This window comes from Streptomyces sp. NPDC001914, from assembly GCF_042891215.1.
Taxonomy (GTDB): Bacteria; Actinomycetota; Actinomycetes; order Streptomycetales; family Streptomycetaceae; genus Streptomyces.
In genome coordinates this window covers 131,962-156,979 of the sequence record NZ_JBIASW010000006.1, presented here as the reverse complement: position 1 = coordinate 156,979, position 25,018 = coordinate 131,962, and the positions used below count along the sequence as shown (strand labels likewise).

At 72.7% G+C, this 25,018-nt stretch carries 18 protein-coding genes; 8 read left to right on the top strand and 10 right to left on the bottom strand.

Features of this window, described 5'->3' with window-relative positions; translation table 11 throughout:
- Positions 1 to 150 precede the first annotated feature (150 nt).
- Positions 151 to 1,860 carry a PHP domain-containing protein gene (locus ACFYYF_RS18930; protein WP_388777049.1) on the top strand — a complete coding sequence of 570 codons (1,710 nt, stop codon included), beginning with the start codon at positions 151 to 153 and terminating at the stop codon, positions 1,858 to 1,860.
- A complete protein-coding gene (locus tag ACFYYF_RS18925) occupies positions 1,857 to 2,459 on the top strand; it encodes a hypothetical protein (protein WP_388777047.1) in 603 nt (200 codons plus the stop codon). Before ACFYYF_RS18930 ends, ACFYYF_RS18925 begins: the two co-directional genes overlap by 4 nt.
- A 54-nt stretch (positions 2,460 to 2,513) precedes the next feature.
- Here the strand turns inward: ACFYYF_RS18925 and ACFYYF_RS18920 are convergent, their stop codons facing one another.
- The 6 genes from ACFYYF_RS18920 to ACFYYF_RS18895 all read right to left on the bottom strand — a co-directional run bounded on the left by ACFYYF_RS18920 (position 2,514) and on the right by ACFYYF_RS18895 (position 11,485).
- The gene (locus ACFYYF_RS18920; RefSeq protein WP_388777044.1) at positions 2,514 to 5,447 is read right to left on the bottom strand and encodes a glycoside hydrolase family 2 TIM barrel-domain containing protein; all 2,934 of its coding nucleotides are present in this window, start codon (positions 5,445 to 5,447) and stop codon (positions 2,514 to 2,516) included.
- Between the two features lie 12 nt (positions 5,448 to 5,459).
- Positions 5,460 to 6,353 carry a carbohydrate ABC transporter permease gene (locus ACFYYF_RS18915; RefSeq protein WP_388777042.1) on the bottom strand — a complete coding sequence of 298 codons (894 nt, stop codon included), beginning with the start codon at positions 6,351 to 6,353 and terminating at the stop codon, positions 5,460 to 5,462.
- On the bottom strand, positions 6,350 to 7,315 hold the full coding sequence (locus ACFYYF_RS18910; RefSeq protein ID WP_388777040.1) for a carbohydrate ABC transporter permease: 966 nt from the start codon (positions 7,313 to 7,315) through the stop codon (positions 6,350 to 6,352). Before ACFYYF_RS18910 ends, ACFYYF_RS18915 begins: the two co-directional genes overlap by 4 nt.
- Before the next feature lie 21 nt (positions 7,316 to 7,336).
- Positions 7,337 to 8,599 (bottom strand): ABC transporter substrate-binding protein, encoded by a 1,263-nt coding sequence (locus ACFYYF_RS18905; RefSeq protein ID WP_388777037.1) that lies wholly within the window; start codon positions 8,597 to 8,599, stop codon positions 7,337 to 7,339.
- A gap of 270 nt (positions 8,600 to 8,869) precedes the next feature.
- Positions 8,870 to 10,117 carry an ROK family transcriptional regulator gene (locus ACFYYF_RS18900; RefSeq protein WP_388777034.1) on the bottom strand — a complete coding sequence of 416 codons (1,248 nt, stop codon included), beginning with the start codon at positions 10,115 to 10,117 and terminating at the stop codon, positions 8,870 to 8,872.
- Between the two features lie 117 nt (positions 10,118 to 10,234).
- Positions 10,235 to 11,485: an FAD-binding protein gene (locus tag ACFYYF_RS18895; RefSeq protein WP_388777031.1), complete on the bottom strand. Its 1,251-nt coding sequence runs from the start codon at positions 11,483 to 11,485 to the stop codon at positions 10,235 to 10,237.
- A gap of 198 nt (positions 11,486 to 11,683) precedes the next feature.
- On the opposite strand from ACFYYF_RS18895, the gene ACFYYF_RS18890 reads away from it, so the two are divergent.
- Positions 11,684 to 12,697, top strand: a complete 1,014-nt coding sequence (locus ACFYYF_RS18890) for a hydroxyacid dehydrogenase (RefSeq protein ID WP_388777582.1) — start codon at positions 11,684 to 11,686, stop codon at positions 12,695 to 12,697.
- 29 nt (positions 12,698 to 12,726) lie between these two features.
- Here ACFYYF_RS18890 and ACFYYF_RS18885 read toward each other — a convergent pair whose 3' ends face one another.
- Complete coding sequence (locus tag ACFYYF_RS18885) at positions 12,727 to 13,575, bottom strand: alpha/beta fold hydrolase (protein ID WP_388777029.1); 849 nt, start codon at positions 13,573 to 13,575, stop codon at positions 12,727 to 12,729.
- Between the two features lie 163 nt (positions 13,576 to 13,738).
- On the opposite strand from ACFYYF_RS18885, the gene ACFYYF_RS18880 reads away from it, so the two are divergent.
- The 4 genes from ACFYYF_RS18880 (at position 13,739) to ACFYYF_RS18865 (ending at position 20,462) form a co-directional block, all read left to right on the top strand.
- Positions 13,739 to 15,064: a radical SAM protein gene (locus tag ACFYYF_RS18880; protein ID WP_388777027.1), complete on the top strand. Its 1,326-nt coding sequence runs from the start codon at positions 13,739 to 13,741 to the stop codon at positions 15,062 to 15,064.
- Positions 15,065 to 15,551: 487 nt separating this feature from the next.
- On the top strand, positions 15,552 to 17,066 hold the full coding sequence (locus ACFYYF_RS18875; RefSeq protein WP_388777024.1) for a cellulose binding domain-containing protein: 1,515 nt from the start codon (positions 15,552 to 15,554) through the stop codon (positions 17,064 to 17,066).
- A 290-nt stretch (positions 17,067 to 17,356) separates the two neighbouring features.
- Positions 17,357 to 18,472, top strand: coding sequence for a ribosome small subunit-dependent GTPase A (gene rsgA, locus ACFYYF_RS18870; RefSeq protein ID WP_388777022.1), 1,116 nt, complete (start codon positions 17,357 to 17,359; stop codon positions 18,470 to 18,472).
- Positions 18,473 to 18,905: 433 nt separating this feature from the next.
- Complete coding sequence (locus ACFYYF_RS18865) at positions 18,906 to 20,462, top strand: DNA-3-methyladenine glycosylase 2 family protein (RefSeq protein WP_388777019.1); 1,557 nt, start codon at positions 18,906 to 18,908, stop codon at positions 20,460 to 20,462.
- Here ACFYYF_RS18865 and ACFYYF_RS18860 read toward each other — a convergent pair.
- Positions 20,401 to 20,769 carry a PPOX class F420-dependent oxidoreductase gene (locus ACFYYF_RS18860; protein ID WP_388777017.1) on the bottom strand — a complete coding sequence of 123 codons (369 nt, stop codon included), beginning with the start codon at positions 20,767 to 20,769 and terminating at the stop codon, positions 20,401 to 20,403. The two genes, ACFYYF_RS18865 and ACFYYF_RS18860, sit on opposite strands and share 62 nt — an antisense overlap.
- A 141-nt stretch (positions 20,770 to 20,910) precedes the next feature.
- Here ACFYYF_RS18860 and ACFYYF_RS18855 point away from each other — a divergent pair, with 141 nt between their 5' ends.
- On the top strand, positions 20,911 to 22,191 hold the full coding sequence (locus ACFYYF_RS18855) for an SGNH/GDSL hydrolase family protein (RefSeq protein WP_388777014.1): 1,281 nt from the start codon (positions 20,911 to 20,913) through the stop codon (positions 22,189 to 22,191).
- Here ACFYYF_RS18855 and ACFYYF_RS18850 read toward each other — a convergent pair.
- Both ACFYYF_RS18850 and ACFYYF_RS18845 read right to left on the bottom strand, forming a co-directional pair.
- A complete protein-coding gene (locus tag ACFYYF_RS18850) occupies positions 22,178 to 22,660 on the bottom strand; it encodes a DUF456 domain-containing protein (protein ID WP_361682255.1) in 483 nt (160 codons plus the stop codon). The genes ACFYYF_RS18855 and ACFYYF_RS18850 overlap by 14 nt on opposite strands.
- A 36-nt stretch (positions 22,661 to 22,696) precedes the next feature.
- On the bottom strand, positions 22,697 to 23,677 hold the full coding sequence (locus ACFYYF_RS18845; RefSeq protein WP_388777011.1) for a helix-turn-helix domain-containing protein: 981 nt from the start codon (positions 23,675 to 23,677) through the stop codon (positions 22,697 to 22,699).
- Positions 23,678 to 25,018: the final 1,341 nt, after the last annotated feature.

Below are 25,018 nucleotides of genomic sequence, written 5' to 3'. Positions count from 1 at the left end.
ACACGCTGAGGAACAACAGGCTTATGAGTAAGGCCAGTTGACCGATTCAGGTCGCCCGGCGAACACGAGGGGGCCGTCCGCCGTTCATGCTCCGCCCCGAATCTCCTCATGACGCGCCCGCAGGGGCGCGGCGGGACTCAGGAGGCGGTCATGGGGCACACGCACGGACACGAGCACGGGCATCACCATCACCACCCGCACGAGAGCGACGGCACGGGCGCCACGCTGCCGGCCGCCTTCGACACCACCGTCCCCGACGAGGCCCTCAGCCCCGAGCAGCAGTCGCGCCGCTCGCTCCTGCGCCGCGCGGGACTGCTGGGCGCCGGCCTCGCCGCCGGAGGTGTCCTCGCGGAGGGCGCCGCCGCCCCCGCGTACGCCTCGACGGGCGGCCGCGGAAAGAAGGGCTTCCTGTGGCTCGCCGGAGACCACCACATCCACACCCAGTACAGCAGCGACGGCAAGTACCGCGTCCGTGACCAGGTCCGCCAGGGCGCCGCGCACGGCCTGGACTGGATGGTGATCACCGACCACGGCAGCGAGACGCACGCCAGGATCGGTGTGGACAAGGTCAACCCCGACATCCGGGAGGCCCGGGACATCCACGGGGACACCCTCGTCTTCCAGGGCCTCGAATGGAACATCCCGGCCGCCGAGCACGGCACCGTCTTCGTCCACCCCGGCCGCAACGAGGTCGCGGTCCTCAAGCAGTTCGAGACGGACTACGACGGCGGGGTGAAGGGCGCCACCGACTCGACGCCCGCCAACGAGGCGCTGGCCGTCGCGGGCCTCGGCTTCCTCTCGGAGCAGGTCCGGCGCCGCCGCGTCCAGGACGCCTTGATGCTGGCCAACCACCCCGCCCGCAAGGGCCTCGACTCCCCGCACGAGATCCGTGCCTGGCGCGACGCGACACCGGCGTCCCACCGGATCGCCGTCGGTTTCGAGGGCGCCCCCGGACACCAGGCCGGCGGCATCCCGAAGGCGTACGGCATGGGTTTCGCGCGCGGTCTGTACGACAGCAGTCCGAGCGCCAACTCCTTCGCCGGCTACCCGCTGGAGAGCTACCGCACCTGGGGCGGCTTCGACTGGATGACCGCCACCGTCGGCGGCCTGTGGGACAGCCTCCTCGCCGAGGGCAAGCCCTGGTGGATCACCGCCAACTCCGACTCCCACCAGGTCTACACGGACACCGCCGTGCGCGGCGGACCGGACAGCGACTTCACCGCGAACGGCCGGCACACCGACCCCGTCTACGGGGGCAGGATCGACACCACCCAGGGCGACTACTGGCCCGGCCAGTACAGCCGTACGCACGTCGGCTCCGACGGGTTCTCCTACGCGGCCGTGATGGACGGCATCCGCGCCGGCCGGATCTGGGTCGACCACGGGCAGCTCATCAGCGGTCTCGACGCACGGGTCGCCGGCGGCGGCCGCTGGGCCACCCTCGGCGGCGCGCTGCACGTGCGCAAGGGCACCCGGGTCACGCTCACCATGGACCTCGGACTGGCCGGCGGCCCCAACTGGGCCGGCTTCGTGCCCGAGCTGGCGCGCGTCGACGTCATCCAGGGCGATGTGACGGGCGCGGCCGCCGAACGGGACACCTTCACCGCCCCGACCGCGCGGGTCGCCAAGTCCTACGAGGTGAACAAGTCGTCCGGCACGGTCCGCCTCACCTACGACCTCGGGGCCGTCGACCGCCCGGTGTACGTCCGGCTGCGCGGCACCGACGGCAACCGCTCCGCCGTGGGCCTCGGGGGCGCGTCGGTCGACCCGGCGGGTCCGGCCGTGGACGTCCTCGGCGACGCCGATCCGTGGAAGGACCTGTGGTTCTACTCCAACCCGGTGTGGGTCCTCCCCTCGTGAGCGAGCCGTACGTCGTCGGGGTCGACACCGGTCACACGGGCGCCCTGCGGGAGGCCGACCATCTGCTGCGCTCGCTCGCCGCGGAACTCGGCCTGCCCGCGGACGTGCTGGGCTGCACGCACCACGTACGTGACGGGCGGCGGCCGCACACGGCGCTGTCCTTCGCCGTGGCGTCGCGGAAGGACGCCCAGGCGGCCTGGCGCCGGCTCACGGAGAACCCGTCCGAAGAGCCCGGCTCCCTCGTCGGTGTCGCCTTCGGCGACCACCGGCACGGGCCCGGCGAGCTCGCGGCCGGAGCCGCCCACGCGGCCGCCGAACACAGGGCGCGCGCGGGCGGCCGTGCCGTCCTGTACCCGGGGAGCGACGCGGTCACCGGAGTCCTGACCGTCGCACGGCTCCTGGAGGCCTCCGCGGTGGAGCGGGTCACCGTGCTCGGCTCCCCCGAGGGGCCCGCCATGGAGGCAGAGCTGCTCACCCGCGACCATGTGCGCCCGGAGTGGCGCGACGGCCGTCTCGTCCTCGCGGCTATGCCGGCCGCGGGCGGCACCCTGGTGCCCTTCGAGGTGCCGGACCCGACACCCTGCTGCGCCGACCACTGACGGGGCGGCCGGACGGCCGGGGAGAGCCGTCCGGCCGCGCTCGGGAAGCGGGCCTCAGTCCCGGAGCCCGGAGAACAGAAACGAGAACTCCGCCGGTGCGGCCCACAGTTGGTACTGCGGAAGGGCGCCGGGGCCGCACGACTGCGAGCCGATGCCCTGCTGGCCGTGGTCGAGGTTGACCCAGACCGTGCCGCCGGGGCGCAGATCCGTCACATGGTCCGCCGCGTCCAGCTGCTCGGTCGTCCAGCGGCGCGCGGTGAACCAGAACGCCGGGTCGCCCTCGACGCGCAGTCCGCCGATCTCGGCCCATCGGACGCCGGGCCGCGCGCCGTTCTCCTGCGGGCGCACGTACGGCGTCTGCATCGCGTCGACCGTCGACTCCCAACGCCCGTCCATGCAGGCGGTCCTGGTGTCCGGGTAGCCCTCCCCGGGGCCGCCGCCGAGCCAGGTCACCCGGTCCGCGGAGCCCGGAAGTCCGAGCCGGACGCCCAGGCGCGGCAACGGCAGTGTCCACCGGCCCTCCGGTGCGACGGACACGGTCAGCCGCAGCCGGGTGCCGTCGGAGGTCCAGCGGTACACCGTGCGCAGGCCCACGTCCCGGGCCGCGGGGGCCACCCGGGTGCGTACGGTCAGGGAGTCGTCGTGCACCTCCACCGCGTCCACGCGGTGGCGCATCCGGTGCAGCCCCAGCGCCCGCCAGAGCGGGCCGTGGCGGGCGTCGGTCTGCCAGTGCGCGCCGTTGTCGTTGTCGGTCGGGGCGCGCCACACGTCGAGGCGGGGGCCGGTGACCTCGATCCCGCCGAGGGCCAGCAGGGCGCCGGTGCGGGCGTCGAAGGCGCCCGGCCCGAGGGTGATCACTCCGTCGCCGGGGGCCGGACGGGCGGCGGGCGTGAAGGCGGGCGACGCGGGTTCGGTCACCGCGATCTGGGCCCAGGCGACGACATGGCCGCGCGGTCCCCACGCCGTCTCCCCGGCCAGCGTCGCACGGACCGTCCACTGCGCTGCGCCACCTCGCGGTTCGGGGGGCGGTGGCGGGAGTTCGACGTCGGCCGACTGCCCCGGCGCCAGTGCGGGCACCGCGAGCGGGCCCGACGCGACGCTCTCGCCGTCCACTTGGTAGGACCACTCGAAGGCGAGACCGGAGAGGTCCGCGAAGTCGTACCCGTTGGCGACGCGTACCGTGCCGCCCCGGCCCGCGCCGGTCTCCCGGTCCGAGCCCGACGGGGAGGGGAAGTCCCCGCCCTCGATGCGGACGGGCTCGATCACCTTCTTGTACTCGACGAGCCCGGGGGACGGTGTCCGGTCCGGGAAGAGCAGCCCGTCGCACACGAAGTTCCCGTCGTGCAGTTCCTCGCCGAAGTCCCCTCCGTACGCGAACCCGTGGCGCTCGTCCCGGATGCCGTGGTCGATCCACTCCCAGACGAAGCCGCCCTGGAGACGGTCGTACGAGGTGAACAGCCGCTGGTAGTCGGCGATGCCGCCGGGGCCGTTGCCCATGGCGTGCCCGTACTCGCACAGAATGAAGGGCAGTCGGCGCCGTCCCGGTCCGCCGTCGTCCTGGTGCCGGGCGATCCTTTCGACCTCGGCGTGATCGGCGTACATGCGTGAATAGACGTCCGTGTCACGGCAGTCGTGGTCGCCCTCGTAGTGGAGGAGCCGGGAGCCGTCGCGGCCGCGGATCCACTCGGCCATCGCGGTGAGACCGCGCCCGGTGCCGGCCTCGTTGCCGAGCGACCAGAGGACGACCGAGGGGTGGTTCTTGTCGCGTTCGACCATGCGCGCGGCCCGGTCCAGCAGCGCCGGTGTCCAGCGCGGGTCGTCGACGGGGTTGTCGTGCCAGCCCTGTTCGGTGAAGCCGTGGGTCTCCAGGTCGCATTCGTCGACGACCCACAGGCCGTAGGTGTCGCACAGGTCGAGGAAGGCGGGGTGCGGCGGGTAGTGCGAGGTGCGCACCGCGTTGATGTTGTGCCGTTTCATCAGCAGCACGTCCGTGAGCATGGTCTCCGGGTCGAGCGCGCGGCCCTTCTCCGGATGCCATTCGTGCCGGTTGACGCCCTTGAAGAGGACGGCGGTGCCGTTCACCTTGATCAGGCCGTCCGCGAGTTCGACCGTGCGGAAGCCGATGCGCAGGGGGACGCGTTCGCCCTCGGTGACCAGTTCGCCGTCGTACAGCCGGGGGGTCTCGGCCGTCCAGGGCAGCACGGGGACGGTGACCGGGGTCCCGGCCTCGACATCGATGTCGAGGCCGGGCACGAGGACCCGTCCGTCGACGTCGGAGTCGACGCGCAGGGTTCCCAGGCCCTCGTGGTGGTCGTAGGAGGCGTGCACGAAGAAGTCGAGCGCGCTGCCCGGCGGCCGGTGCAGCAGGGTGACGTCGCGGAAGATGCCCGGCAGCCACCACTGGTCCTGGTCCTCCAGGTAGGAGCCCGCCGACCACTGGTGCACCCGGACCGCGAGCACGTTGGAGCCCGGCTCCAGCAGATGGCCGACGGCGAACTCGTGGGGCAGCCGCGAGCCCTGGAACGTGCCGAGGTCCGTGCCGTTCAGCCAGACCCGGGCACAGGACTCGACCCCGTCGAAGCGCAGGACCGTACCGCCGTCCGCGGGCCAGTCCGGCGGCAGGTCGAAGCGGCGCAGATGGTCGCCGGTCGGGTTCTCGGTCGGTACCCGCGGCGGGTCGACGGGGAACGGGTAGAGGTGGTTGGTGTAGATCGGCGATCCATGACCCTGCAGCACCCAGTGGCCGGGTACCTCCACCCCTGACCAGCCGCCGGGCTCGTATCCCCTGGCCGCGAAGGAGTCGTCCTCGGTGTCGGCGGTGGGTGAGAGCCGGAAGTCCCAGCGGCCGTTCAGGGACAGGGACCGGGCGTCCGAGGCCGCGTACCAGGCGCGGGGCGGGAGGGCTCCGCTGCCGGGGGAGACGTCCTCGGTGTAGTCGGTGCCGGACGGGGGAGTGGCCGGTGGTCGGGGAGAGGTGCGGAAGGACATGCGTCTCCTCGTTCAGCCCTTGATGCCGGTCTGCGCGATTCCCTGGACCAGCCAGCGCTGGAGGAAGAGGAACACGAACACCAGGGGCAGGATGGAAATGGCCGTGGCCATGAAGATCAGATGGAAGTTGACGGTCTGGTTCGTCATGTACGAGGACAGTGCGACCTGGACGGTCCAGGCGTCGGGATCCTGGCCGATGACCAGCGGCCAGAGGAAGGCGTTCCAGCCGCTGATGAAGGTGATGGTCGCGATCGCGGCGAAGAAGTTGAGGGAGTTGGGCACCACGATGCGCCAGTAGGCGCCCCAGTGGCCGAGCCCGTCCATACGCGCCGCCTCCTCCAGTTCCTTCGGGAACCCCAAGAAGTACTGCCGGAAGAGGAAGCACGTGAAACCGCTGAAGAGCCCCGGGATGATGAGGCCGCGAAGACTGTCCACCCAGCCGAGCGAGGACACGAGCACGAAGCTCGGCACGAAGGTCACGGCGGAGGGCACCATCAGGGTGACCAGCACCGCGTAGAAGACCTTGTCGGCGTGGCGGTAGGGGATCCGCGCGAGGCCGTAGCCGGCGAGCGAGCACACCAGCAGGGTGCCGAGGGTGTGCAGCACGCCGACGACGGCGGAGTTCCACAGGGAGCGGGCGAAGGGGACGGTGGAGTCGTCGAACAGCTCGCGGATGTTGCCCCACTTCAGGTCGGTGGGGAAGAACTGCCAGTTCTCGCCGGTGATCGCGGCGTCCGTGGACAGCGCGTTGCGCACGAGCAGATAGAAGGGGACGAGGAACAGCAGACCGGCGACCCCGGTGGCGACGTACAGGCCGGTGCTGCCGAGGACACCTCCCGGGCGGCTCCGCCTGCGCCTCCTCGGCGCCGTGGCGTGCGCCTTGCGGCCCTGCGGGACGGTGGTCATCCGGCCTCCTCCCCGCGTCCGAATCCCATGAACCTGCCCTGGAGCAGGGTCACCATGCAGATGAGCAGCGTGAGGATGACCGCGCCCGCGCTGCCCGCGCCGTAGTCCTGCGCCTGGCCGAGCGCCGTGTAGTACAGCTCGACCAGCGGCGGGCGGCCCCAGGTGGTCTTCGAGAGCAGGTTGAAGAACTCGTCGAAGGCCTGGTAGGCGGCCACCAGGAGCAGCAGGATCACCGCCGTGGACGTGGCCCGCAGTTGCGGCAGGGTGATGTGCCGGAAGGACTGCCAGCCGGGACCGGCACCGTCGATCGCCGCCGCCTCGTAGAGCTCCGGAGGGATGTTCTGCAGGGCGGCCAGGAAGAGGATCATGTAGAAGCCGGCCTGGAGCCAGAGCCGCGCGGTCACGATGACCAGCCAGTACCAGGGCGGATCGGGGTCGGCCAGCCAGGCGATGTTCTCGACCCCGAACCAGCCGAGGACGGTGTTCATCAGTCCGAAGCGCACCCCGCTGAAGATGGACATCTTCCAGATCAGCGAGGCGGCGACGTAACTGCACGCCGTCGGCAGGAAGAACACCGACCGGAAGAACGCCCGCATGAACCGCAGCCGGTTCACCAGCAGCGCGAGGCCCAGGGAGAGTGCCCAGGTCAGCGGCACGATGAAGGCGGCGAAGACGGTGAACGTGAGCAGCGAGCCGGTGAAGTTGCCGTTCTCCAGCATCTGCCGGTAGTTGTCGAGGCCGACGAACGTGTCGGGGGTGACGGTGAAGCGTGCCTCGAAGAAGCTCAGCCACAGGCTCCAGCCGATCGGCACGTAGACGAAGACGGTCAGGCCGATGAGGAAGGGGCCGGTGAAGAGCCAGAAGGCGAGCGTGCTCCGGCCCGGCCGGAACCGCCGCGGCCGGGCCGTCGCGGCCCTGGCCGGGGCGGAGCGCGAGACACCGTGCGACGTGGTGGTCGACATGTCGGGGGTCCGTCCGCCGGTCTATCCGAAGAGCTTCTTGAGCTCGCGGTTCACGGTCACGTCCGCCTTGTCGAGCGCGGCCTCCGGGTCGCCGTTCTTGCGGACGCAGTTGGCGAAGACGTCCTCGAGTGCGGTGATCATGGACTGGGTCCAGCCGATGTTGTCGAAGTGGCCGTAACGGCCGAAGAGTTCGACGCCCTCCGCCGGAAGTCCCGACTTCAGCTTGGTGGCGGACGCGGCGAGCGAGGAGCGCGGCGGGATGTGGAAGCCGTACGAGAGCGACCAGTCCTCCTGGTACTTCTTCTGGTCGATCCAGAGCCACTTCACGTACTCCTTGGCCAGGTCGACGTTCCTCCCCTTGGCGTTGACGAACATCGACCAGCCGCCGTTGTAGACGGACGCCTTGCCCGCGTCGGTGACCTTCGGGAAGGGGAAGATCCCGATGTCGTCGCCGAGGACCTTCTGCATCTGCGGCATCGCCCACATCCCGCAGAACTGGATCGCGCACAGGCCCTGGTTGATCGCCGACGGGTCCCAGTAGTCGGCCGGGGCGTCGAGGAGCAGATGGCCGCTGGTGAACAGGCCCCGCATCTTCCTCAGCCCCTCCGTGACCCCCTCGGTGTGGTAGGCGATCTGGTTCTTGTCGTCGAGGGTGTCGGCGCCGGCGGACCAGATCATCGGGTTGATGACGGCGTGCAGGTCGTTGCCGATGAACAGCCCCTTGACCTTGTCCGTGGTCAACTTCGCGGCGGCCTCGACGAGTTCGTCCAGGGTGGTCGGCACCTTGAGTCCCGCCTTCTCCAGCAGGGAGGGCCGGTAGAAGAAGAACTGCGGATCGTCGATCATGCGGACGCCGTAGATCTTCCCGTCGACGGTGTGCGAGGCGATGTCGGCCGGGTTGAAGTCGTCCTTGACCGGAGCGACGATGTCGCTGAGGTCCGCCACCTGGCCGCTCCTGACGAGCTGGATCTGCGGGTGGAACTCGAAGACGTCGGGCGCGTTCTTGGTGAGCAGGCTCGCGAACAGCTTGCTCTCGAAGTCGCTGCCGGTGATCCACTGCGTGGTCACCTGCGCCTTGTCGTAGGCCTTCGCGTACCGCTTGACGGCCTGCTCGGTGCCCGCCTCCCCGTAGGCGTGGAAGTACTGGACCAGCTCCTTGCCCGAACTCCCGCCCCCGGAGCGCCCGTTGTTGCTGCCGCAGGCCGCCAGCGGCCCGAGGGCGGCCAGGCCGGCGGCGGCTCGCAGTACGGATCGACGGTCCCAGTTGCTGCTCAATGCCGACATGGTGACGTCCTTGTCTTGTGGGCGGTTTGAGTGCGCTGTGCCGGTGGTCGGGTGCGGTCGTGGCTCGAATGCGCCGTGCGGTGCGGGACGTTAACCTTCCGCTAAGGCTTCGGCAAGGGGTTGGACGAAGTCGGCGCGAAGCGTTGCCCGGAGTTCGGGATACCGGACGCCGCGGCTCCCGTTCCATCGCGGTGGCGGCGCACGGTCGGGCAACTCAGCTGCAAATGGTGGTACTTGACGCGGGGTCCGCCTTCGCGGACGTATCGGCGCTCACGCCGGAGGCGCGGTACGGCTTCCTGCGGAGGCGGTGCGCCTGCTCTGCCGCTGTCCGACCGACTGGAGCGCGCCTTCGAGGGCGAACGTGGCGGCGCCCAGACAGACCGGGTCCGTCGGAATGGGGGACAGGACGATCTCCGTGGCCGCGAGCGGACGCCGCAGCGCGTGCCGGGCGACGGCCTCGCGCACCTCGCGCAGCAGCGGTTCCCCGAGCGCCGCCGCGACCCAGCTGCTCAGCACGACCACTTCGGGGTTGAGCAGGTTGACCAGGTCGGAGATCCCGGCGCCGAGATAACGGGCCGTGCCGCGCACGACCTCCAGGGCCACCGGGTCCCCGGCGGCGACACCCGCCGCGAGGGCGTCGATGGTGGCGGTCTGGTCCTCCGGGTGCAGCAGCGCGCTCCCGGGGCTCAGCTCCCGCAGGTTCAGCATGATCCCGGGCGCCCCGACGTACGTCTCCACACAGCCGTGGTTCCCGCAGTGGCACGGCCGGCCGTCCAGCACGAGCGTGGTGTGGCCCCACTCGCCCGCGCTGTTGCTGACACCGCGGTGCAGTCCGCCGCCGAGCGCGAGACCGGCTCCCACGCCCGTGCCCAGATTGACCACGACCGCGTCACCGCGCCCCCTGGCCGCGCCGAACCACAACTCGGCGACCGCGCAGGCGCGCAGCGGGTTGTCCAGGTACAGCGGGTAGGCGATGTGCTCGGCGAGCAGATCGAGCAGCGGCACCTCGTGCCAGTCCCAGTTGGGCGCGTACTCCGCGATCCCGGTGTCGCGGTCGACCTGCCCGGGGACGCTGACGCCCACGCCCAGGACCCGTGCGCCTTCCACCCCGGCCTGCGCGACCACCGAGCCGACGGCGGCCGCGACATGGCCGACCACCTGCTCCGGGCGGCTCTCGCCGGGGCGCATGTCCTCGTCGGCGCGGGCGAGCACGTTCAGGGCCAGGTCGAACAGCTCGACACGGACGTACGTCTCCGCGATGTCGACGCCGATGAGCGCGCCCCCGGCCGCGTTCACCGCCACCAGCCCGCGCGGCCGCCCGCCCGCGGAGTCCTCGAACCCGACCTCCGTCAGCATCCGGAGGTCGAGCAGTTCACCGACGAGGGTGGCGACCGTCGCCAGGCTGAGCCCGGTCGCCGCCGCCAGCTCCTGCCGCGAGGTGGGGGATTCGGCGATGATCTGGCGCAGCACCTCGTAGCGGTTCGCGGTGCGGATGTCGCGTGACGTGCCGCGCTTCATGGGGCTCCCCTCGCTCCCGCGCACCGGTCGGCGGGCGCGTCGGCCCCTGCGCGCCGCGCCAGGCTATGGCCCGCCGGGGACATTCGACAAGGGGTTAGGAAATGGGGTGGAGGAAGGTCAGGAGCGGGGGCCGAGAAAGTCCCGTACGAAGGCGTTGGCGAAGGTCCCCGACGGGTCGAGCTCGCCGGCCAGTTCCCTGAACCCGTCCAGCCGCGGGGACCGTTCGCGCAGCACCGCGGACGGCACGGTGAACACCTTGCCCCAGTGCGGCCGCGGCCCGAACGGCTCCAGCGCCCGCTCGACCAGACGGACCACCGGCAGCACGGCCTCGGTGTCCTCGACCCAGGTGAAGTGCAGGGCCACGGTGTCCCGGCCGTACGCGGGACTCAGCCACTGCTCGTCGGCGGCCACGGTCCGCACCTCGCTGATCTGCAGCACCGGCGCGATCGTCCCGCGGATCGCGTCCAGCGCGTGCAGCGCCGCCAGGGCGTCCGAGCGCGCCAGCAGGTACTCCGACTGGAGCTCGGCCCCGCTGCTCGGCGTGAACTCGGCCCGGAAATGCGGCAGTCGCTCGTGCCAGGGGCCGGGGACCCCGAGCTGCTCGGTGCAGTTGCGGGCGGGCATGCCCGGCACCGGGTGCAGGGCCTCGGTCGCGGGCGCCGCCCACGGGAAGTCCGGCGAGGGCCGGTCCGTACGCCGTTTGAGCCAGACCTGCCGGAAGCCGGGACGCCTGAAGTCGGTGAACAGGCTGACGCTGTAGGCGGATCCTGCGACGGCCTCGAAGTCCAGTCCCTCCAGGGGGAGTTCGGTGAACACGTGCTGGCTCACCTCGAAGTCCGGTTCCAGGTCGAGGGTGAGCGCGGTGACCACGCCGAGCGCTCCCAGCGAGGTCACGGCGCCGCCGAACCGCTCCTCGCCCCGGCCGATCACCAGGGAGGAGCCGTCCGCCGTGATCAGCTCGACCTCGCGCACGGCGGCGGCGAGCGACCCGTTCGCGACCCCGGACCCATGGGTGCCGGTGGCGACCGAGCCCGCCACCGAGATGTGCGGGAGGGAGGCCATGTTGTGCAGCGCGAGTCCCTGCCCGTGGACCCGGCGGGCGAGTTCGGCGTACCGGACGCCGCCCGAGACCCGTACCGTACGGGCCCTCGTGTCGACGTCCACCGCGGGCGGCAGGGCGGCCAGGGACAGCAGGACGCCGTCCGCGCCGGGCTCGGCGATCTCGTTGAACGAGTGCCCGCTGCCCAGCACCCGGACACGGGAGCTGTCCGCGACGAGGGCGCGCAGCGCGTCGAGCGAGGAGGGCCGGTGCAGTTCCTCGGCCGTGTACGTGATGTTGCCGGCCCAGTTGGTCAGGGTCCGAGTCATCCCTGTCGTCCCTCCCGGAGGTCGTGGTGCGTGGCCCATGCATGAACCACCCCGGAGGGAACCTACCTCCTCGCTCCGCCGCGGTGGCAGAGCGGTCCGTTGACCCTCTCGCGTGGCGCGATCTACCGTAGAGAGCGCTTGCTGTCGTCGGTGTCACCGAAGCGGAAGGCCACCACCTTGCCCGTGCGTCCAGTGGAGATGCCCTCCGGGCGTCCCGTGGCGATGTTCGCCATGACCCCCGAGAACGTGCCGCGGATCTTCCCTGCGGACATCCTCGCCCGGCTGCGTGAGCGGGTGGACGTCGATCCGTCGCTCGTGGCGGGCGACTTCGGCGATCCACGGGTACGGGACCGGCTCGCGGAGACCGAGATCCTGATCACCGGCTGGGGAGCCCCCGTGCTCGACGCGGACGCGCTCGACGCGGCCCCGAAGCTCAGGGCCGTCCTGCACGCCGCCGGCTCCGTCAAGGGCTTCGCGACACCGGAGGTGTGGGAGCGCGGCATCGTCGTCTCCTCGGCCGCCGCCGCGAACGCGCTGCCCGTCGCCGAGTACACGCTCGCCATGATCCTGCTCGCGGGCAAGGACGTCTTCGCCCACCGGGAACGCCTGCGCGCCGAACGGGCGGCCTTCCTCCACGGCGAGATCCTGCCGGGCATCGGCAACTTCGGCCGCCGTGTCGGCGTCGTCGGCGCCTCCCGCATCGGCAGACGCCTCATCGAACTGCTCCGCCCCTTCGACCTGTCGGTGAGCCTCGCCGATCCCTACGTCGACGGGGCCGGGGCGGCCGCCCTCGGCGTTCCCCTGCTGCCGCTCGACGAACTGCTCGCGAGCAGCGACATCGTCACCGTCCACGCACCCCAGACACCCGAGACCCGGCACCTGATCGGCCGCCGCGAACTCGCCCTGATGCCCGCCGGATCGGTGCTCGTCAACACCGCGCGCGGCTCCCTGGTCGACCACGACGCCCTGATCGAGGCGCTGCGCGCCCGGCACGTCCGCGCGATCCTCGACGTCACCGACCCCGAGCCGCTGCCCGCCGACTCCCCGCTGTACGACCTCCCGAACGCCTTCGTCACCCCGCACCTCGCCGGTTCGCAGGGCAACGAGGTCGCCCGGCTCGGTCTGACCGTGCTGGCGGAGACCGAACGCCTGCTGTCCGGGAGGGCGCCGGAATTCGGGATCGAGGTGACGGAACTGGAGCGGAGCGCCTGACTCGCCGCCGCCGACGACCCACCTGGCCGTCAGCGGGCGGGCCGGGTCAGGAAGGCCTCCGTCGCCGCCGCGAACCGTTTCGGATCGTCGAGCCACGGGAAGTGTCCGGCGCCGTCCTGCACGACCAGCTCGGCGTGCGGGAACAGGGCTGCGACCTCCGCCATCGCGGGGGCCGGGGAGTTCAGGTCGAGCTCCCCGGCGAGCACGAGCACCGGGGAGGCCAGGCCGGCGAGGGCCGCCCGGGTGGCGTCCGGCGCGAAGGCGCCGTCGGAGAAGCGGGCCGCGGCCTCGTGGTTCCTGTGCGCGTCCTCCGCCTCCCGGTGCGCCCGCGCGGCCTCGTCCCAACGCCCGTACCAGAAGGGGGCGATGGCCCGGAAGGCGTCGGCGTCGCCCTTCCCCGCGACGATCGCCTCAAGGGCCGCGAACGCCTCCGGGAACCACGGCTCGTCCTCGCGGAGCAGCGCCGTCGCCCGTCTGACCTCAGGAGCGATCTCGATCCCGAGGGCGAAGACGCTCGGCGTGATCAGCGCGAGCCGCCCGACCCGCTCCGGATGACGCTGTGCGTACAGGACGGCCAGATTCGTCCCGGCGGAGTGCGCGAGCAGGTCCATCCGGTCGAGGCCGAGGTGCTCGCGCAGGGCCTCGACGTCGTCGACGAGCCGGTCGCAGCGGTACGAGGCGGGGTCGGCCGGGATCGCGGACCCGCCCGTGCCACGCGGGTCCGCCATGATCAGCCTCCGGTGCGCGGACAGTCCGCCCAGGTCACCGAGGTACGCGCAGTCCTGCATCGGCCCGCCGGGCAGACACACCACCGGCGGGCCGTCCCCGGAGGCGTCGAAGGTCAGCTCGGTCCCGTCGTACGAGGTGAAGGCAGGCATGGCGACGACTCTCGCAGCGGCGCCCGTACGGAGCAAACGAGATCCGGCGCGAGCACGGCCTCCCGCGGCGCGGGGGGACCCGGCACGGCCGATGTCCGGGCGGGGGCATACCGTGAGGAGTCGAACACGACAGACGAAGCAGGTCGGGAGCGAGGAGAACGGGATGGGCAGCCGCACCGCGCTGGTCGAGGATCTGATGGAGCGGTTCCCGCACGTGCCGCGGGAAGCCGTCATCAAGGAGGACCTGCTCCGCGGGGGCGTGGCCTTCGACGCGTCCGCGCTCAGCGACAACGAGGGCGGTGAGGTCAAGCCGAAGTCGTACTTCATCTTCTCCTTCGACCACGGCACCCTGCCCGAGCTGGGCGAGGCCGCGCTCAGGCGCCCGCCCGAGGAGATCATCCTCACCGGCGGCCCGTACGACCTGCGCCGGACCGTGGTGTCCGTGCGCGTGAAACCGTCCTCGCCCTACCGGGTCGCCGCCGACGACGAGGGCGTCCTCGGGCTGTACCTCGACGGGAAGCGGATCTCCGACGTCGGGGTGCCGCCGATGCCCGAGTACTACCGGCACAAGCTCTCCAACGGGAAGTCCGTGATGGAGGTGGCCCCGACGATCCAGTGGGGCTATCTGATCTACCTCACCGTCTTCCGGGTCTGCCAGTACTTCGGCGCCAAGGAGGAGTGCCAGTACTGCGACATCAACCACAACTGGCGCCAGCACAAGGCGGCGGGCCGCCCCTACACCGGGGTGAAGGACGTCGAGGAGGTCCTGGAGGCCCTGGAGATCATCGACCGGTACGACACCGCGAAGGCGTCGACGGCGTACACGCTCACCGGCGGCGCGATCACCAAGACGGTCTCCGGCCGTGACGAGGCCGACTTCTACGGCCACTACGCCAAGGCCATCGAGGAGCGGTTCCCCGGGCGCTGGATCGGCAAGGTGGTGGCCCAGGCGCTGCCGCGTGACGACGTGCAGCGGTTCAAGGACTACGGCGTGCAGATCTACCACCCCAACTACGAGGTGTGGGACGAGTATCTGTTCAAGATGTACTGCCCCGGCAAGGAGCGTTACGTCGGCCGCGACGAGTGGCACAAGCGCATCCTCGACTCCGCCGAGATCTTCGGCGCCCGCAATGTGATCCCGAACTTCGTCGCGGGCGTGGAGATGGCCGAACCCTTCGGCTTCACCAGCGTGGACGAGGCCATCGCCTCGACGACCGAGGGACTGCGGTTCTTCATGTCGCACGGCATCACGCCCCGCTTCACCACCTGGTGCCCGGAGCCGACCACCCCGCTGGGCAAGGCCAACCCGCAGGGCGCGCCGCTGGAGTACCACATCCGTCTGCTGGAGGCATACCGCGCCACGATGGACGACTTCGGACTCAAGTCGCCGCCCGGCTACGGAGAGCCCGGTCCGGGCCGCGCGGTCTTCTCCGTCAGCTCCTTCATGGACAGCCTCCCCGCGCAGGAGGCGGCGGCCGCCCAGGCGTGACCGGCCGCGTTCCCGAAGCGCACCCGAAGCGCACCCGAAGCGCACCCGCACGGCCCGGACGTCGTCCCGACGTCCGGGCCGGCGTGCGTCGGGCCGGCGTGCGTCGGGCCGGGAAACGAGGAGCAGGGGAGCGAGGGGACGGGGAGCGAGGGGACGGTGGGTCGGTGGGGGGTTCTGTGAAAGTTGAAGCGTTCGGGCCCGCCGGGCGGGTGTTCCGTACGACACTCGGGCGACCTGAGCTCCGCTCGGGCGGCCGGAGTCCGGGCCCGGGGCGCCGGGGTCCACTTGCCGGCCGAGGCCACCGGCGTCCGACGGGCCGTACTGTGATCGCACGACCGCATGATGTGACGGCGCGGCTTGTCAGTTGTGTCGGAACCGTGAAAAGCTCTGGCCCGTCGTTGAGTCGCCCCCAACTCCCGCTCAAATCAGGCGAGTTGGGCGTTGTGTGTGACGTTGCACGCGGAAGCCGTGGATGCAGGAGCCCCCCATGCCAGACCTGCCGACCCCCCAGGACGCCGCCGAGGCCGCCCTGTTCTCGGAATGCTGGGACGCCGTCCTGTCGTACGCCGATCTGTGCACGTCCGGTTCCGCCGCGGCCGCACAGCTCGCCACCGAGGCGTTCACCCACGGCATCCACGAGGCGCGCTCGGCCGCGGCCCGCACGAAGACCACCGGCCGCAGAACCGCCGGGCTGCCCCGGATTCCCCTGCTGCTGAACTCCGTTCGGACCACGGCCGCCGCCTGGGAGGCGCACGGCCAGGGACACCGGCTCGACCCCGACCTCAGGCTGTGGCTCAACTCCGAGAAGGCCGCCCGCTACACGGGTCCGCCGCTGCACCGCCCGGTCGCACTGCGCGGTCTGAAGGACCTTCAGGAACCGGACGCGGCCCTGTTGTGGCTGGTCGAGGTCGAGGCGCTCCCGCTGCCCGCGGTGGCCAGGAGGCTCGGTCTCGACCCGGTGGCTGCCGCCGAGGAACTCGGCCAGGTGCGGGGGCTGTTCAGGGACCGGTGTCACCGCAACCACCTCGACACCCCGATGGACGCGGACTGCCGCAGCTACGCCCGGCTCCTCGACGCGGTGACCCGCTCGCCGGGCGCCGAGACACCCGATGACCTTTCGCAGCACCTCGCCCGGTGCGTGGAGTGCGCGGAGGCCGCCGCCTGTCTGCGGCTGCACGGCGGCGGACTGCCCGCCGCGCTCGCGGGCGGGGTGATCGGCTGGGGCGGCCTCGCCTACCTGGAACGCAGGCGCCGCGCCGCCGAGGCGGGGCTGACCGGCGGTCGGACGGACGCGGCCGCGGACACCGGTCTCGCCGAGATGAAGGAGGCCGCGCCCCGGATCGGCCGCACCGGGCTGCTGGTCGCCGCCGTCATCGTCTCCGGCCTCGCCCTCACCGTCTCCCTGATGCCCTTCGACGCCGGGAACGGCGGGGCCGCCGTCGCGCGCGGCGACGCGGGCGACCGTCGGCCGGTGGCCGACCCGGGTGTGCCGTCCCCGTCGGCGACCAGCCGCGGCGAGGGCTCCCTCGTCTCGCCCGAGCCGGTGGACGCCAGTGCCGGCACGGGCTCGAAGTCCGACCCCGAGCCCCAGGGCACCGCCTCGTCGTCGCCGACCCGCACCGCCGGTACCCCGGGACCGGGATCCAAGGACTCCGCGAAACCCTCCGAGGCGACGAAGGGCCCCGCGTCCTGCCGGGTGAAGTACGACATCGTCGACCAGTGGCCGGACGGCTTCCAGGCCAGCGTCACCGTCACGTCCGCCGAACCCCTCGACTCCTGGCAGATCGGCTGGACCTTCGACGACGGCCAGCGGGTCACGCAGATGTGGGACGGCACGGCCGCCCAGAACGGCTCCCGGGTGACCGCCTCCGCCAAGGACTACAACAAGTCAGTCGCCGCGGGCGGTTCCTTCGCGGTCGGCTTCAACGGCACCTGGTACGGCGGGAACACGGCCCCGGACACGTTCACCCTCAACGGCGGCCGCTGCACGACGGCCGGCTGAGCCGGAGATGCACGACGAGTCCCCGGCCGCCGGCTCCGCCGGAGCCCGGTGGGGGGGCGGGATTTAATTCGATTGACGGGCCCGAGGGGGCCCCGGATACAGTTCACGCGTCGGCATCGAGGCGTGGGTCTCGAGCGAGTTCAGGAGGTGTGACCGATGGCTGTCTTTGCGATGGGCGCTGCCCGCATCCAGAAGTTCATCAAGTCCACCTACGTGGCCGCCGGCTGACCTTCCTCTTTCCTTCGCGCCGCAGTGCGCGTCGCCGGGGCCGCCCTTGTGAAGGGTCTCCCTTGACTTCCAGCTCCGCTTTCCCGACCCCGTCCGCCTCCCTTGGGCTTTCCCCGCTCGTTCCGTACGGCTGGGACGACGCCTGGGCGGACGAGTTCGCTTCCTACGACTCCGAAGGACTCGTCGCCGGACGGGTGATCCGCGTCGACCGCGGCCAGTGCGACGTGGCCACCGCCGACGGCGTCGTCCGCGCCGACACCGCCTTCGTGACCCCGCACGACCCGCTGCGCGTCGTGTGCACCGGTGACTGGGTCGCCGTCGAACCGGCCGGCAACCCGCGCTACGTACGGGCGTATCTGCCCCGCCGTACGGCCTTCGTGCGCTCCACCTCCTCCAAGCGGTCCGAGGGGCAGATCCTCGCGGCCAACGTCGACTACGCGGTCGTGGCCGTCTCCCTCGCCGTCGAACTCGACCTGGGCCGTATCGAGCGCTTCCTCGCGCTGGCCTGGGAGTCCGGCGCGCAGCCCGTGGTCGTCCTCACCAAGGCCGACCTGGTCCCGGCGGCGGCGACCCTCGCCCACCTCGTCCAGGACGTGGAGACCTCCGCGCCCGGGGTCACGGTCCTCGCCGTCAGCTCCTCGACGGGGGCCGGTCTCGACGTCCTGGAGGCCGTGCTCGCGGGAGGTACGACCGTGCTGCTCGGCCAGTCCGGCGCGGGCAAGTCCACCCTGGCCAACGTGCTGGTCGGCGAGGACGTCATGGACGTCCAGGCGACCCGCGACATGGACGGCAAGGGCCGGCACACCACGACGACCCGCAACCTCCTCGTGCTGCCCGGCGGCGGTGTCCTCATCGACACCCCGGGGCTGCGCGGAGTGGGGCTGTGGGACGCCGGGAACGGGGTCGGGCAGGTGTTCTCCGAGATCGAGGAGTTCGCCGCCGACTGCCGCTTCCAGGACTGCGCCCATGTCGCCGAGCCCGGGTGCGCGGTGCTCGCGGCCGTCGACTCCGGCGACCTGCCGGACCGACGGCTGGAGAGCTACCGCAAGCTGCTCCGCGAGAACCAGCGGATCGTCGCCAAGACGGACGCGCGGGTGCGTGCCGAGATCCGCCGCGACTGGAAGCGCAAGGGGGCGGAGGGCCGCGCCGCCATGGAGGCCAAGCGCGGCCGCTGGTAGCCGGAAACGGGGGTGGGGCCACCATCGACCGACCCCACCCCCGTCCCGCCGGTCCTACACCCCGGCAGGCGGGGCCCGCCTCGCTCCGCCGGTGCTCCACCCCGGTTCGTTGGTCCTCGGCCTGCTCGGCCTGCTCGGCCTGCTCGGTCCGCTCGGCCCGTTTTCGTCCGGTCCGCTGGTCCTCAGCCCATGCCGCCGGGTCTTCCCTCGGTTCGCCGGTCCTCCGCGCTGGTCTTTCGGCCTTTCACCCCGGTCCGCCGGTCTTCGTCGGTCCGCCACCCGGGCTCGTCGGTCTCCCGGTCCTTCGCCGGGCCGGCGGCCCGCCGTCCGGCCTCGAAGGTTCCTCGTCCCGGTCCGCCGGGGCCGCGTCCGGCGTGGGTGCCGTGTCCGAATTCCGCCAGACCCGGGGTTCCGGCGGGGTCACACTGGAAGGGTGAACGAGGACACCGGGTACGAGGACACCAGGTACGAGGCCGTGCGGAGCCGGGACGCCCGGTTCGACGGGGAGTTCTTCTTCGCCGTGCGGACCACCGGGATCTACTGCCGGCCGAGCTGCCCCGCCGTGACGCCGAAGCGGCGCAACGTGCGGTTCTACGCCACGGCCGCCGCCGCGCAGGGCTCGGGATTCCGGGCCTGCCGCCGATGCCGCCCGGACGCGGTGCCGGGCTCCGCGGCCTGGAACGTACGGGCCGATGTCGTCGGCCGTGCCATGCGCCTGATCGGCGACGGCGTGGTGGACCGCGAGGGCGTCGGCGGCCTCGCCGCACGGCTCGGGTACAGCACCCGCCAGGTCCAGCGGCAGCTCACGGCGGAGGTCGGCGCGGGCCCGGTCGCGCTGGCCAGGGCGCAGCGGGCGCACACCGCGCGGATCCTCCTCCAGACCACCGAACTCCCGGTCACACAGATCGCGTTCGCGGCGGGGTTCGCCAGTGTCCGCCAGTTCAACGACACGATCCGCACGGTCTACGCGTCGACGCCGAGCCAGTTGCGTGCCGCGGCGCCGCGCGGTGTTCCCGTCGCCCGCGGCGCGGCCACCCCCGCCGCCGGCGTCCCGCTCCGGCTCGCCCACCGGGGCCCCTACCAGTCCACGGCCGTCTTCGACCTGCTGGCCGCCGAGGCCGTCCCGGGTGTCGAGGCCGTCGGCGGAACCCGCGGCCGCCGCACCTACCGCCGGACGCTGCGGCTGCCGTACGGCACCGGAATCGTGGCCGTCGAGGAGCGAACCGGCGTCGCGGCGGGCCGCCGCCCCCGGGCCGGCACGACGGACCGGGCCGCCGGAACACCGGGCCCCCACGGCACCGCCCACCCCGGCGGCACCACCCACCCCGACGACACCGCCCACCCCGGAGGCTGGCTCGACGCCCGGCTGCACCTCACCGATCTCCGGGACCTCACCACCGCCGTGCAGCGGCTGCGCAGGCTCTTCGACCTCGACGCCGATCCGTACGCCGTCGACGAGAGGCTCGGAGCGGACGCGCGGGTGGGTCCGCTGGTCGCCGCGCGGCCGGGCCTGCGGTCGCCGGGCGCCGCCGATCCGGACGAACTGGCGGTACGGGCGCTGGTCGGGGCGGCGGAGGCCGAGCGGCTGGTGCTGCGGTACGGCAAGAGGCTGGACGCCGAGTGCGAGACGCTCACCCACCTCTTCCCCGAGGCCGCCGTCCTCGCCGAGGCGGAACCCGAAGGCCCGCTCGGCGTGCTCACCGCGGCCCTCGCCGACGGCACCCTGCGGCTCGACCCGGGCGCCGACCGCGAAGAGGCACGGGCGGCGCTGCTCGCGCTGCCCGGCATGGACGAGGCCACCGCCGCCGTCATCCGCACCCGGGCCCTCGGCGACCCGGACGTGGCGCCGCCCGGTACCGACGCACCCGACACCTGGCGGCCCTGGCGCTCGTACGCCGTCCGCCATCTGAGGGCGGCGGAGGGGGAGTTCAGTCCTCCAGACCCCAGCTGTGGATCCGCCGGGGATGGATCCGGATCAGCTCCTCGCTGAAGTGCGGGCCCAAATCATGGGTACCAGTGAGGAGTTCCGCCTCTCCACGGATGTCGATGCCCCGCACCTTCCACGGCTTGAGGCTGACGATGTCGTCGACGACGAGCGCGACCTTCGGGTTCTTCAGGAGATTGCGCCACTTCTTCGTGGTGCCCATCGAGTAGCCGCCGATCAGGATCGTCCCGTCCTCCTGGGGGAAGAAGCCGACGGGGTTGGCCTGGGGCTGCCCGAGCGGGTCGACGGTGGCCAGCCGTCCCAGCCGCTGCGACCTCAGATACGCGCGCTCGGCCTCACTGAATTCGGTCATGACAGCAGCCAAACACGCACCCGCCCCGCGGCGCATCGGGTTGCGGTCCTAGGACCGGAGGCGGAGGACGGGACCCGTTCGGGCGCGGCCGGCGGTGTGACGGTGTGATGCGATGGCGCCCCGGTGGGGAATCGATCGCCCATGTCCCGCGCGATCATGCTCCGGCGTCGTCTCGTCCCCCTGGCGACCGCCCTGGTCCTCGCCTCCACCGGAGTGATCGCCGAAGCGCGGTCCGCGCCCGGCCGGAGCGCCCCGAGACCCGCCCGGACCTGGACGGGAACCTGGGAGGCCGCGGCCTCCGGTACCGCGCCCGCGCTGCCCGGCGCCTCGATCCGCAGTGTCGTCCGCACCAGCGTCGGCGGCGGTGCCGCGCGCGTCCGGCTGTCCAACCGGCTCGGCACACGACCGCTGCGACTCGGGTCCGTGACCCTGGCCCTGCAGCTTCCCGGCGAACCGGGGAGCCCCCGGGCCGTCGCGGGCTCCGTGCGCGCGGTCACCTTCGCCGGGGCCCGGTCCGTCACCGTCCCCGCGGGCACGGACCTCGTCAGCGACCCCGTCGCCCTGCGCGTCCCCGCCGACGCCGGCCTGCTGGTCTCGGTGCACACCCCCGTCGATTCGGGCCCGGCGACCTACCACCGCTCCGCGCTCCGGACCAACTTCGTCGCGCCCGGGGGCGACCGCACCGCCCAGGAGAGCGGTGCCGCCTACACCACCAGGGTCGGCAGCTGGTACTACGTGACCGGCGTCGACGTGCTCGGCGCCTCCGCCGCGGGCAGTGTCGTCGCGCTCGGCGACTCGATCACCGACGGCACCGGCTCCTCGTTCGGCGCCGACCGCCGCTGGCCCGACCGGCTCGCCGCCCGGCTGCGCGGGCTCCCCGCCCACCGCAGGCCCGGCGTCCTCAACGCGGGGATCTCGGGGAACCGCCTCCTGCTCGACGGCCGGGGCCCGAGCGCCCTGGCCCGCCTGGACAGCGACGTGCTCTCCCGCGCGGGTGTCCGCACGGTGATCGTGCTGGAGGGCGTCAACGACATCAAGGGAACCCCGGAGCAGACGGACCCGCGGGCCCTGGAGGACGCCTACCGGCTCGTCGTGCGCCGCGCCCACGCCCGCGGCGTCAGGGTCGTCGGCGCCACCATCACCCCGTACGGCGGTCACGGCGCGTACACCCCGGCCCGGGAAAGCGTGCGGCAGGCCGTCAACACCGCCATCCGCACCCACCGGATCTTCGACGCGGTCGTGGACCTCGACGCCGCCGTCCGCGATCCGGCCCGCCCGAACCGGATCCTCCCGGCCTACGACCCCGGGGACCACCTGCACTTCAACGACGCCGGCATGCGCGCGCTGGCCGACGCGATCGACCTGCGGACCCTGACGGCGAGGCCGCACGGGCACCGGCCGCCCCGGCTCAGCCCCAGATGACGGCTCCCAGCCAGGCACCCAGGATCAGCAGACAGGCGAGGAGTTCCGTCAGCACGCTCCAGCCTCCCGCCCGCATCGCCGTCCGCACCGAGGCCTTCGCCGGGCCGTGTCCGCCCAGGCGCAGCCGCTCGCTGAGGTAGATCCCGCCGATGAAACCGGCCACGGCGCCGACGACCGGGACCAGGAAGAAGCCGAGGAACGACCCGCCACCCGCGTACACCGCCATCCGGGTGGTGGCGCCGCTCTCGCGCAGCCGTCGCGGCGGCAGCATCCAGCGGACGGCCTGCGAGAGCAGCAGGACGGCCGTCGAGGCCACCAGGACGGCCCAGGACAGGGTCTGCGGGTAGCTCAGGGCCCACCACAGAACGGCGGCCCAGACGAGCCACGACCCCGGCAGACCGGGCACCAGTACTCCGACCAGGCCGAGCAGAATCACCACGCCGACCATCAGGAGTTCCCACACTCCCATCTGCCCAGACTGCCCGAGCGGACGGGAGAGCGCAGGTCAGCCCCGGGCGACCCAGCCGCGCTCGTACGCGTGCCAGCCGAGCTGCAGCCGGGTCGTCACGCCGGTCAGCTCCATGAGGCGCTTGACCCGGCGCTGCACGGTCCTGAGGCCCAGATCGAGCTGTTTGGCGACGCTCGCGTCGGTCAGCCCCGCGAGGAGGAGGGAAAGGATCTCCAGATCGGTGGTGTCGGGGCCGTCCGGTTCCTGCTCCAGCACGCCCCGGCTGCCCAGCCGCAGCGGCAGCGCGTCCCGCCACACCGACTGGAACAGCCCCGCCAGCAGTTCCAGGAGGCCGCTCGCGTGCACGACCAGCGCGGCCGGCTCGGCGGTGTGCGAGGTGAGCGGCACCATCGCGAGCGCCCGGTCGGCGATCACCAGCTTGGTCGGCACCCGGTCCACGACCCGCACCTGCTCGTCGCGGCCGAGCGCGGCGGACAGCTCGGTGATTCCGGCCGGCTGGTCGAGAACGGACCGCTCGACGACCACGCGGTAGCGGACACCCCGGCCCGCGGCCTGCTCCTCGGCGTCGTTGTCCGTGCCGGAGACCACCATCGGGGTGCCGGTGACCAGCGCGCACACCTCCTCGGCGGCGCCGAGCTGGAGCTGGAGGAAGCGCTGGGAGACCGCCGCGGCGCCGATCACCACCTCGACCAGGTCGTGCACGGCCGGTTCGCCCGCCGTGCCCCGGTACTCCTCGGCCAGCAGCGCGGCCGCCAGCTCCGCCTTCTCCAGCTCGTGGCGCTGCTGGGTGAGCAGCGCGCCGAGGGCGACTCCCGGCGGTGCGGCGACCCAGCGTCCGGGCCGCGCCGAGGACTGCGCGGCCAGGCCGCGCAGCTCCAGCCGGCGCAGCGCGCGCTCCGTCTCGTGCTCGCCGAGCGTGAGCCTGCGCGCGAGATCGGGCACCTCGGCGGCGCCCACGGACACCAGCGCGCGGTACGCCGTCTCGTGGGTCTCGTCCAGACCTATCGCTCCCAGCATGCGGCGATGTCCCTCCCGTGGTTGCGTTCCGGCCGGCCGGCAGCGTCGTGGCGGAAATCGGCCACGGCGTAAACCCGCCCCGGCACATCATCGCCGTACCCCCCGCCCCTCTGACAAGCTCACGTCACCGAGGCGCCGACCGGTGTCCGTGATCCTCCGGTCGTGTCCGGACCGCGGGACGTGGCGTGCCGGCTCGTGGCCCGGACGCCGTTCCGGATCGCGGGCGGAGTGAACCGGCCCCGGAGAGCGGGGGGTCGGGGAATCCGTACGGGTCCCGGGACGAAGCCGGTGCCGAACCGGCCGAAGCCGGCGGCGAGTCGGCGGCCGGTCGGCCGTCCGGACCGTGACCCGGCAGGTCCGCGGCGTGCGCGGGGCCTCGGTCGCCCAGACGCCGCCGGGCGGTTCTCCCGTGGGGGGTGGGGCCGCCCGGCGGTCGGACGTTCGCGCCATACGGTGCGGACTCCCGTTCGATCGTTCGCGCGGCCCGCCGTACGGCAGTTCGCGCCGTGGCCGGTTTTTCCGGATGCCCCGTTTTCAACCGGCCCTCTCGGTGGACAATCGGGAGCATGAGCCAGCAGGGGGAGAAGCCCACCGGTCACGAGGACGACTGGTGGCGGCAGTTGTACGACGACTCCACCGAGGACACGGGACCCGCGACCGTGGCCGATTCCCTCGACGACCGGTTCGCGTCGGCGTCGGGAACCCTCGGGGACGGACTCGACACGGGACCGGAATCGGCCGACGCGAGGTCCGTCCCCGATCCGAGGTCCGCGGCGGACGCCGGGTCCTTCCCGGGCCGCGGGTCCGTCCGGCGGCCCGGCGCCCGGGGACTCGACGGTCCGCCGCGCCCCGAACGGCCCCCCGCCGTGCCGGAGCCCCCGTCACCCGGGGCCGGGAAGCGGCCGCCCCCGCTGCCGAAACAGCCTCCCGCCGGATCGGCGCGACTCGCGGGCGCGGCCGAGCCGACCTCGCCCCGGCCGCCGGGCCCGGCAGCCGGAACCTCGGCCTCCGCGGCCCCGGCGGGCGGCGGGCCGCCCGAGGAGGCGCCCTCCGACGAGCCGGCCTCCCGGCCGGGACGCTGGGAGCGGGGCCCGGTACCGGGGCCGGGCGCGGACACCGGCCCGCCCGGCCGTGGCACGCCCCGGTCGGAAACCGCCTCCTGGGAACCCACCCCCTGGGAGCCGACCCCCTGGGAACCCCCGTCCTGGGAACTCCCGCCCGCAGGTCCGGCGCCGGCCGCCCTTCCGAGCCAGGCGCCGGCCGCTCCGTCGGGTCCGGCACCGACCGGTTCCGCAGGTCCGGCACCGACCCCGCCTCCAAGCCAGGCACCGGCCGCTCCGT

Excerpts from the sequence above, each read along its gene's own strand:
- ACFYYF_RS18930 (WP_388777049.1), top strand. The coding sequence starts at position 151 with ATGGGGCACACGCACGGACACGAGCACGGGCATCACCATCACCACCCG.
- ACFYYF_RS18920 (WP_388777044.1), bottom strand. The coding sequence starts at position 5,447 with ATGTCCTTCCGCACCTCTCCCCGACCACCGGCCACTCCCCCGTCCGGC.
- ACFYYF_RS18915 (WP_388777042.1), bottom strand. The coding sequence starts at position 6,353 with ATGACCACCGTCCCGCAGGGCCGCAAGGCGCACGCCACGGCGCCGAGG.
- ACFYYF_RS18910 (WP_388777040.1), bottom strand. The coding sequence starts at position 7,315 with ATGTCGACCACCACGTCGCACGGTGTCTCGCGCTCCGCCCCGGCCAGG.
- ACFYYF_RS18905 (WP_388777037.1), bottom strand. The coding sequence starts at position 8,599 with ATGTCGGCATTGAGCAGCAACTGGGACCGTCGATCCGTACTGCGAGCC.
- ACFYYF_RS18900 (WP_388777034.1), bottom strand. The coding sequence starts at position 10,117 with ATGAAGCGCGGCACGTCACGCGACATCCGCACCGCGAACCGCTACGAG.
- ACFYYF_RS18895 (WP_388777031.1), bottom strand. The coding sequence starts at position 11,485 with ATGACTCGGACCCTGACCAACTGGGCCGGCAACATCACGTACACGGCC.
- ACFYYF_RS18890 (WP_388777582.1), top strand. The coding sequence starts at position 11,684 with ATGCCCTCCGGGCGTCCCGTGGCGATGTTCGCCATGACCCCCGAGAAC.
- ACFYYF_RS18885 (WP_388777029.1), bottom strand. The coding sequence starts at position 13,575 with ATGCCTGCCTTCACCTCGTACGACGGGACCGAGCTGACCTTCGACGCC.
- ACFYYF_RS18880 (WP_388777027.1), top strand. The coding sequence starts at position 13,739 with ATGGGCAGCCGCACCGCGCTGGTCGAGGATCTGATGGAGCGGTTCCCG.
- ACFYYF_RS18875 (WP_388777024.1), top strand. The coding sequence starts at position 15,552 with ATGCCAGACCTGCCGACCCCCCAGGACGCCGCCGAGGCCGCCCTGTTC.
- ACFYYF_RS18860 (WP_388777017.1), bottom strand. The coding sequence starts at position 20,769 with ATGACCGAATTCAGTGAGGCCGAGCGCGCGTATCTGAGGTCGCAGCGG.
- ACFYYF_RS18855 (WP_388777014.1), top strand. The coding sequence starts at position 20,911 with ATGTCCCGCGCGATCATGCTCCGGCGTCGTCTCGTCCCCCTGGCGACC.
- ACFYYF_RS18850 (WP_361682255.1), bottom strand. The coding sequence starts at position 22,660 with ATGGGAGTGTGGGAACTCCTGATGGTCGGCGTGGTGATTCTGCTCGGC.
- ACFYYF_RS18845 (WP_388777011.1), bottom strand. The coding sequence starts at position 23,677 with ATGCTGGGAGCGATAGGTCTGGACGAGACCCACGAGACGGCGTACCGC.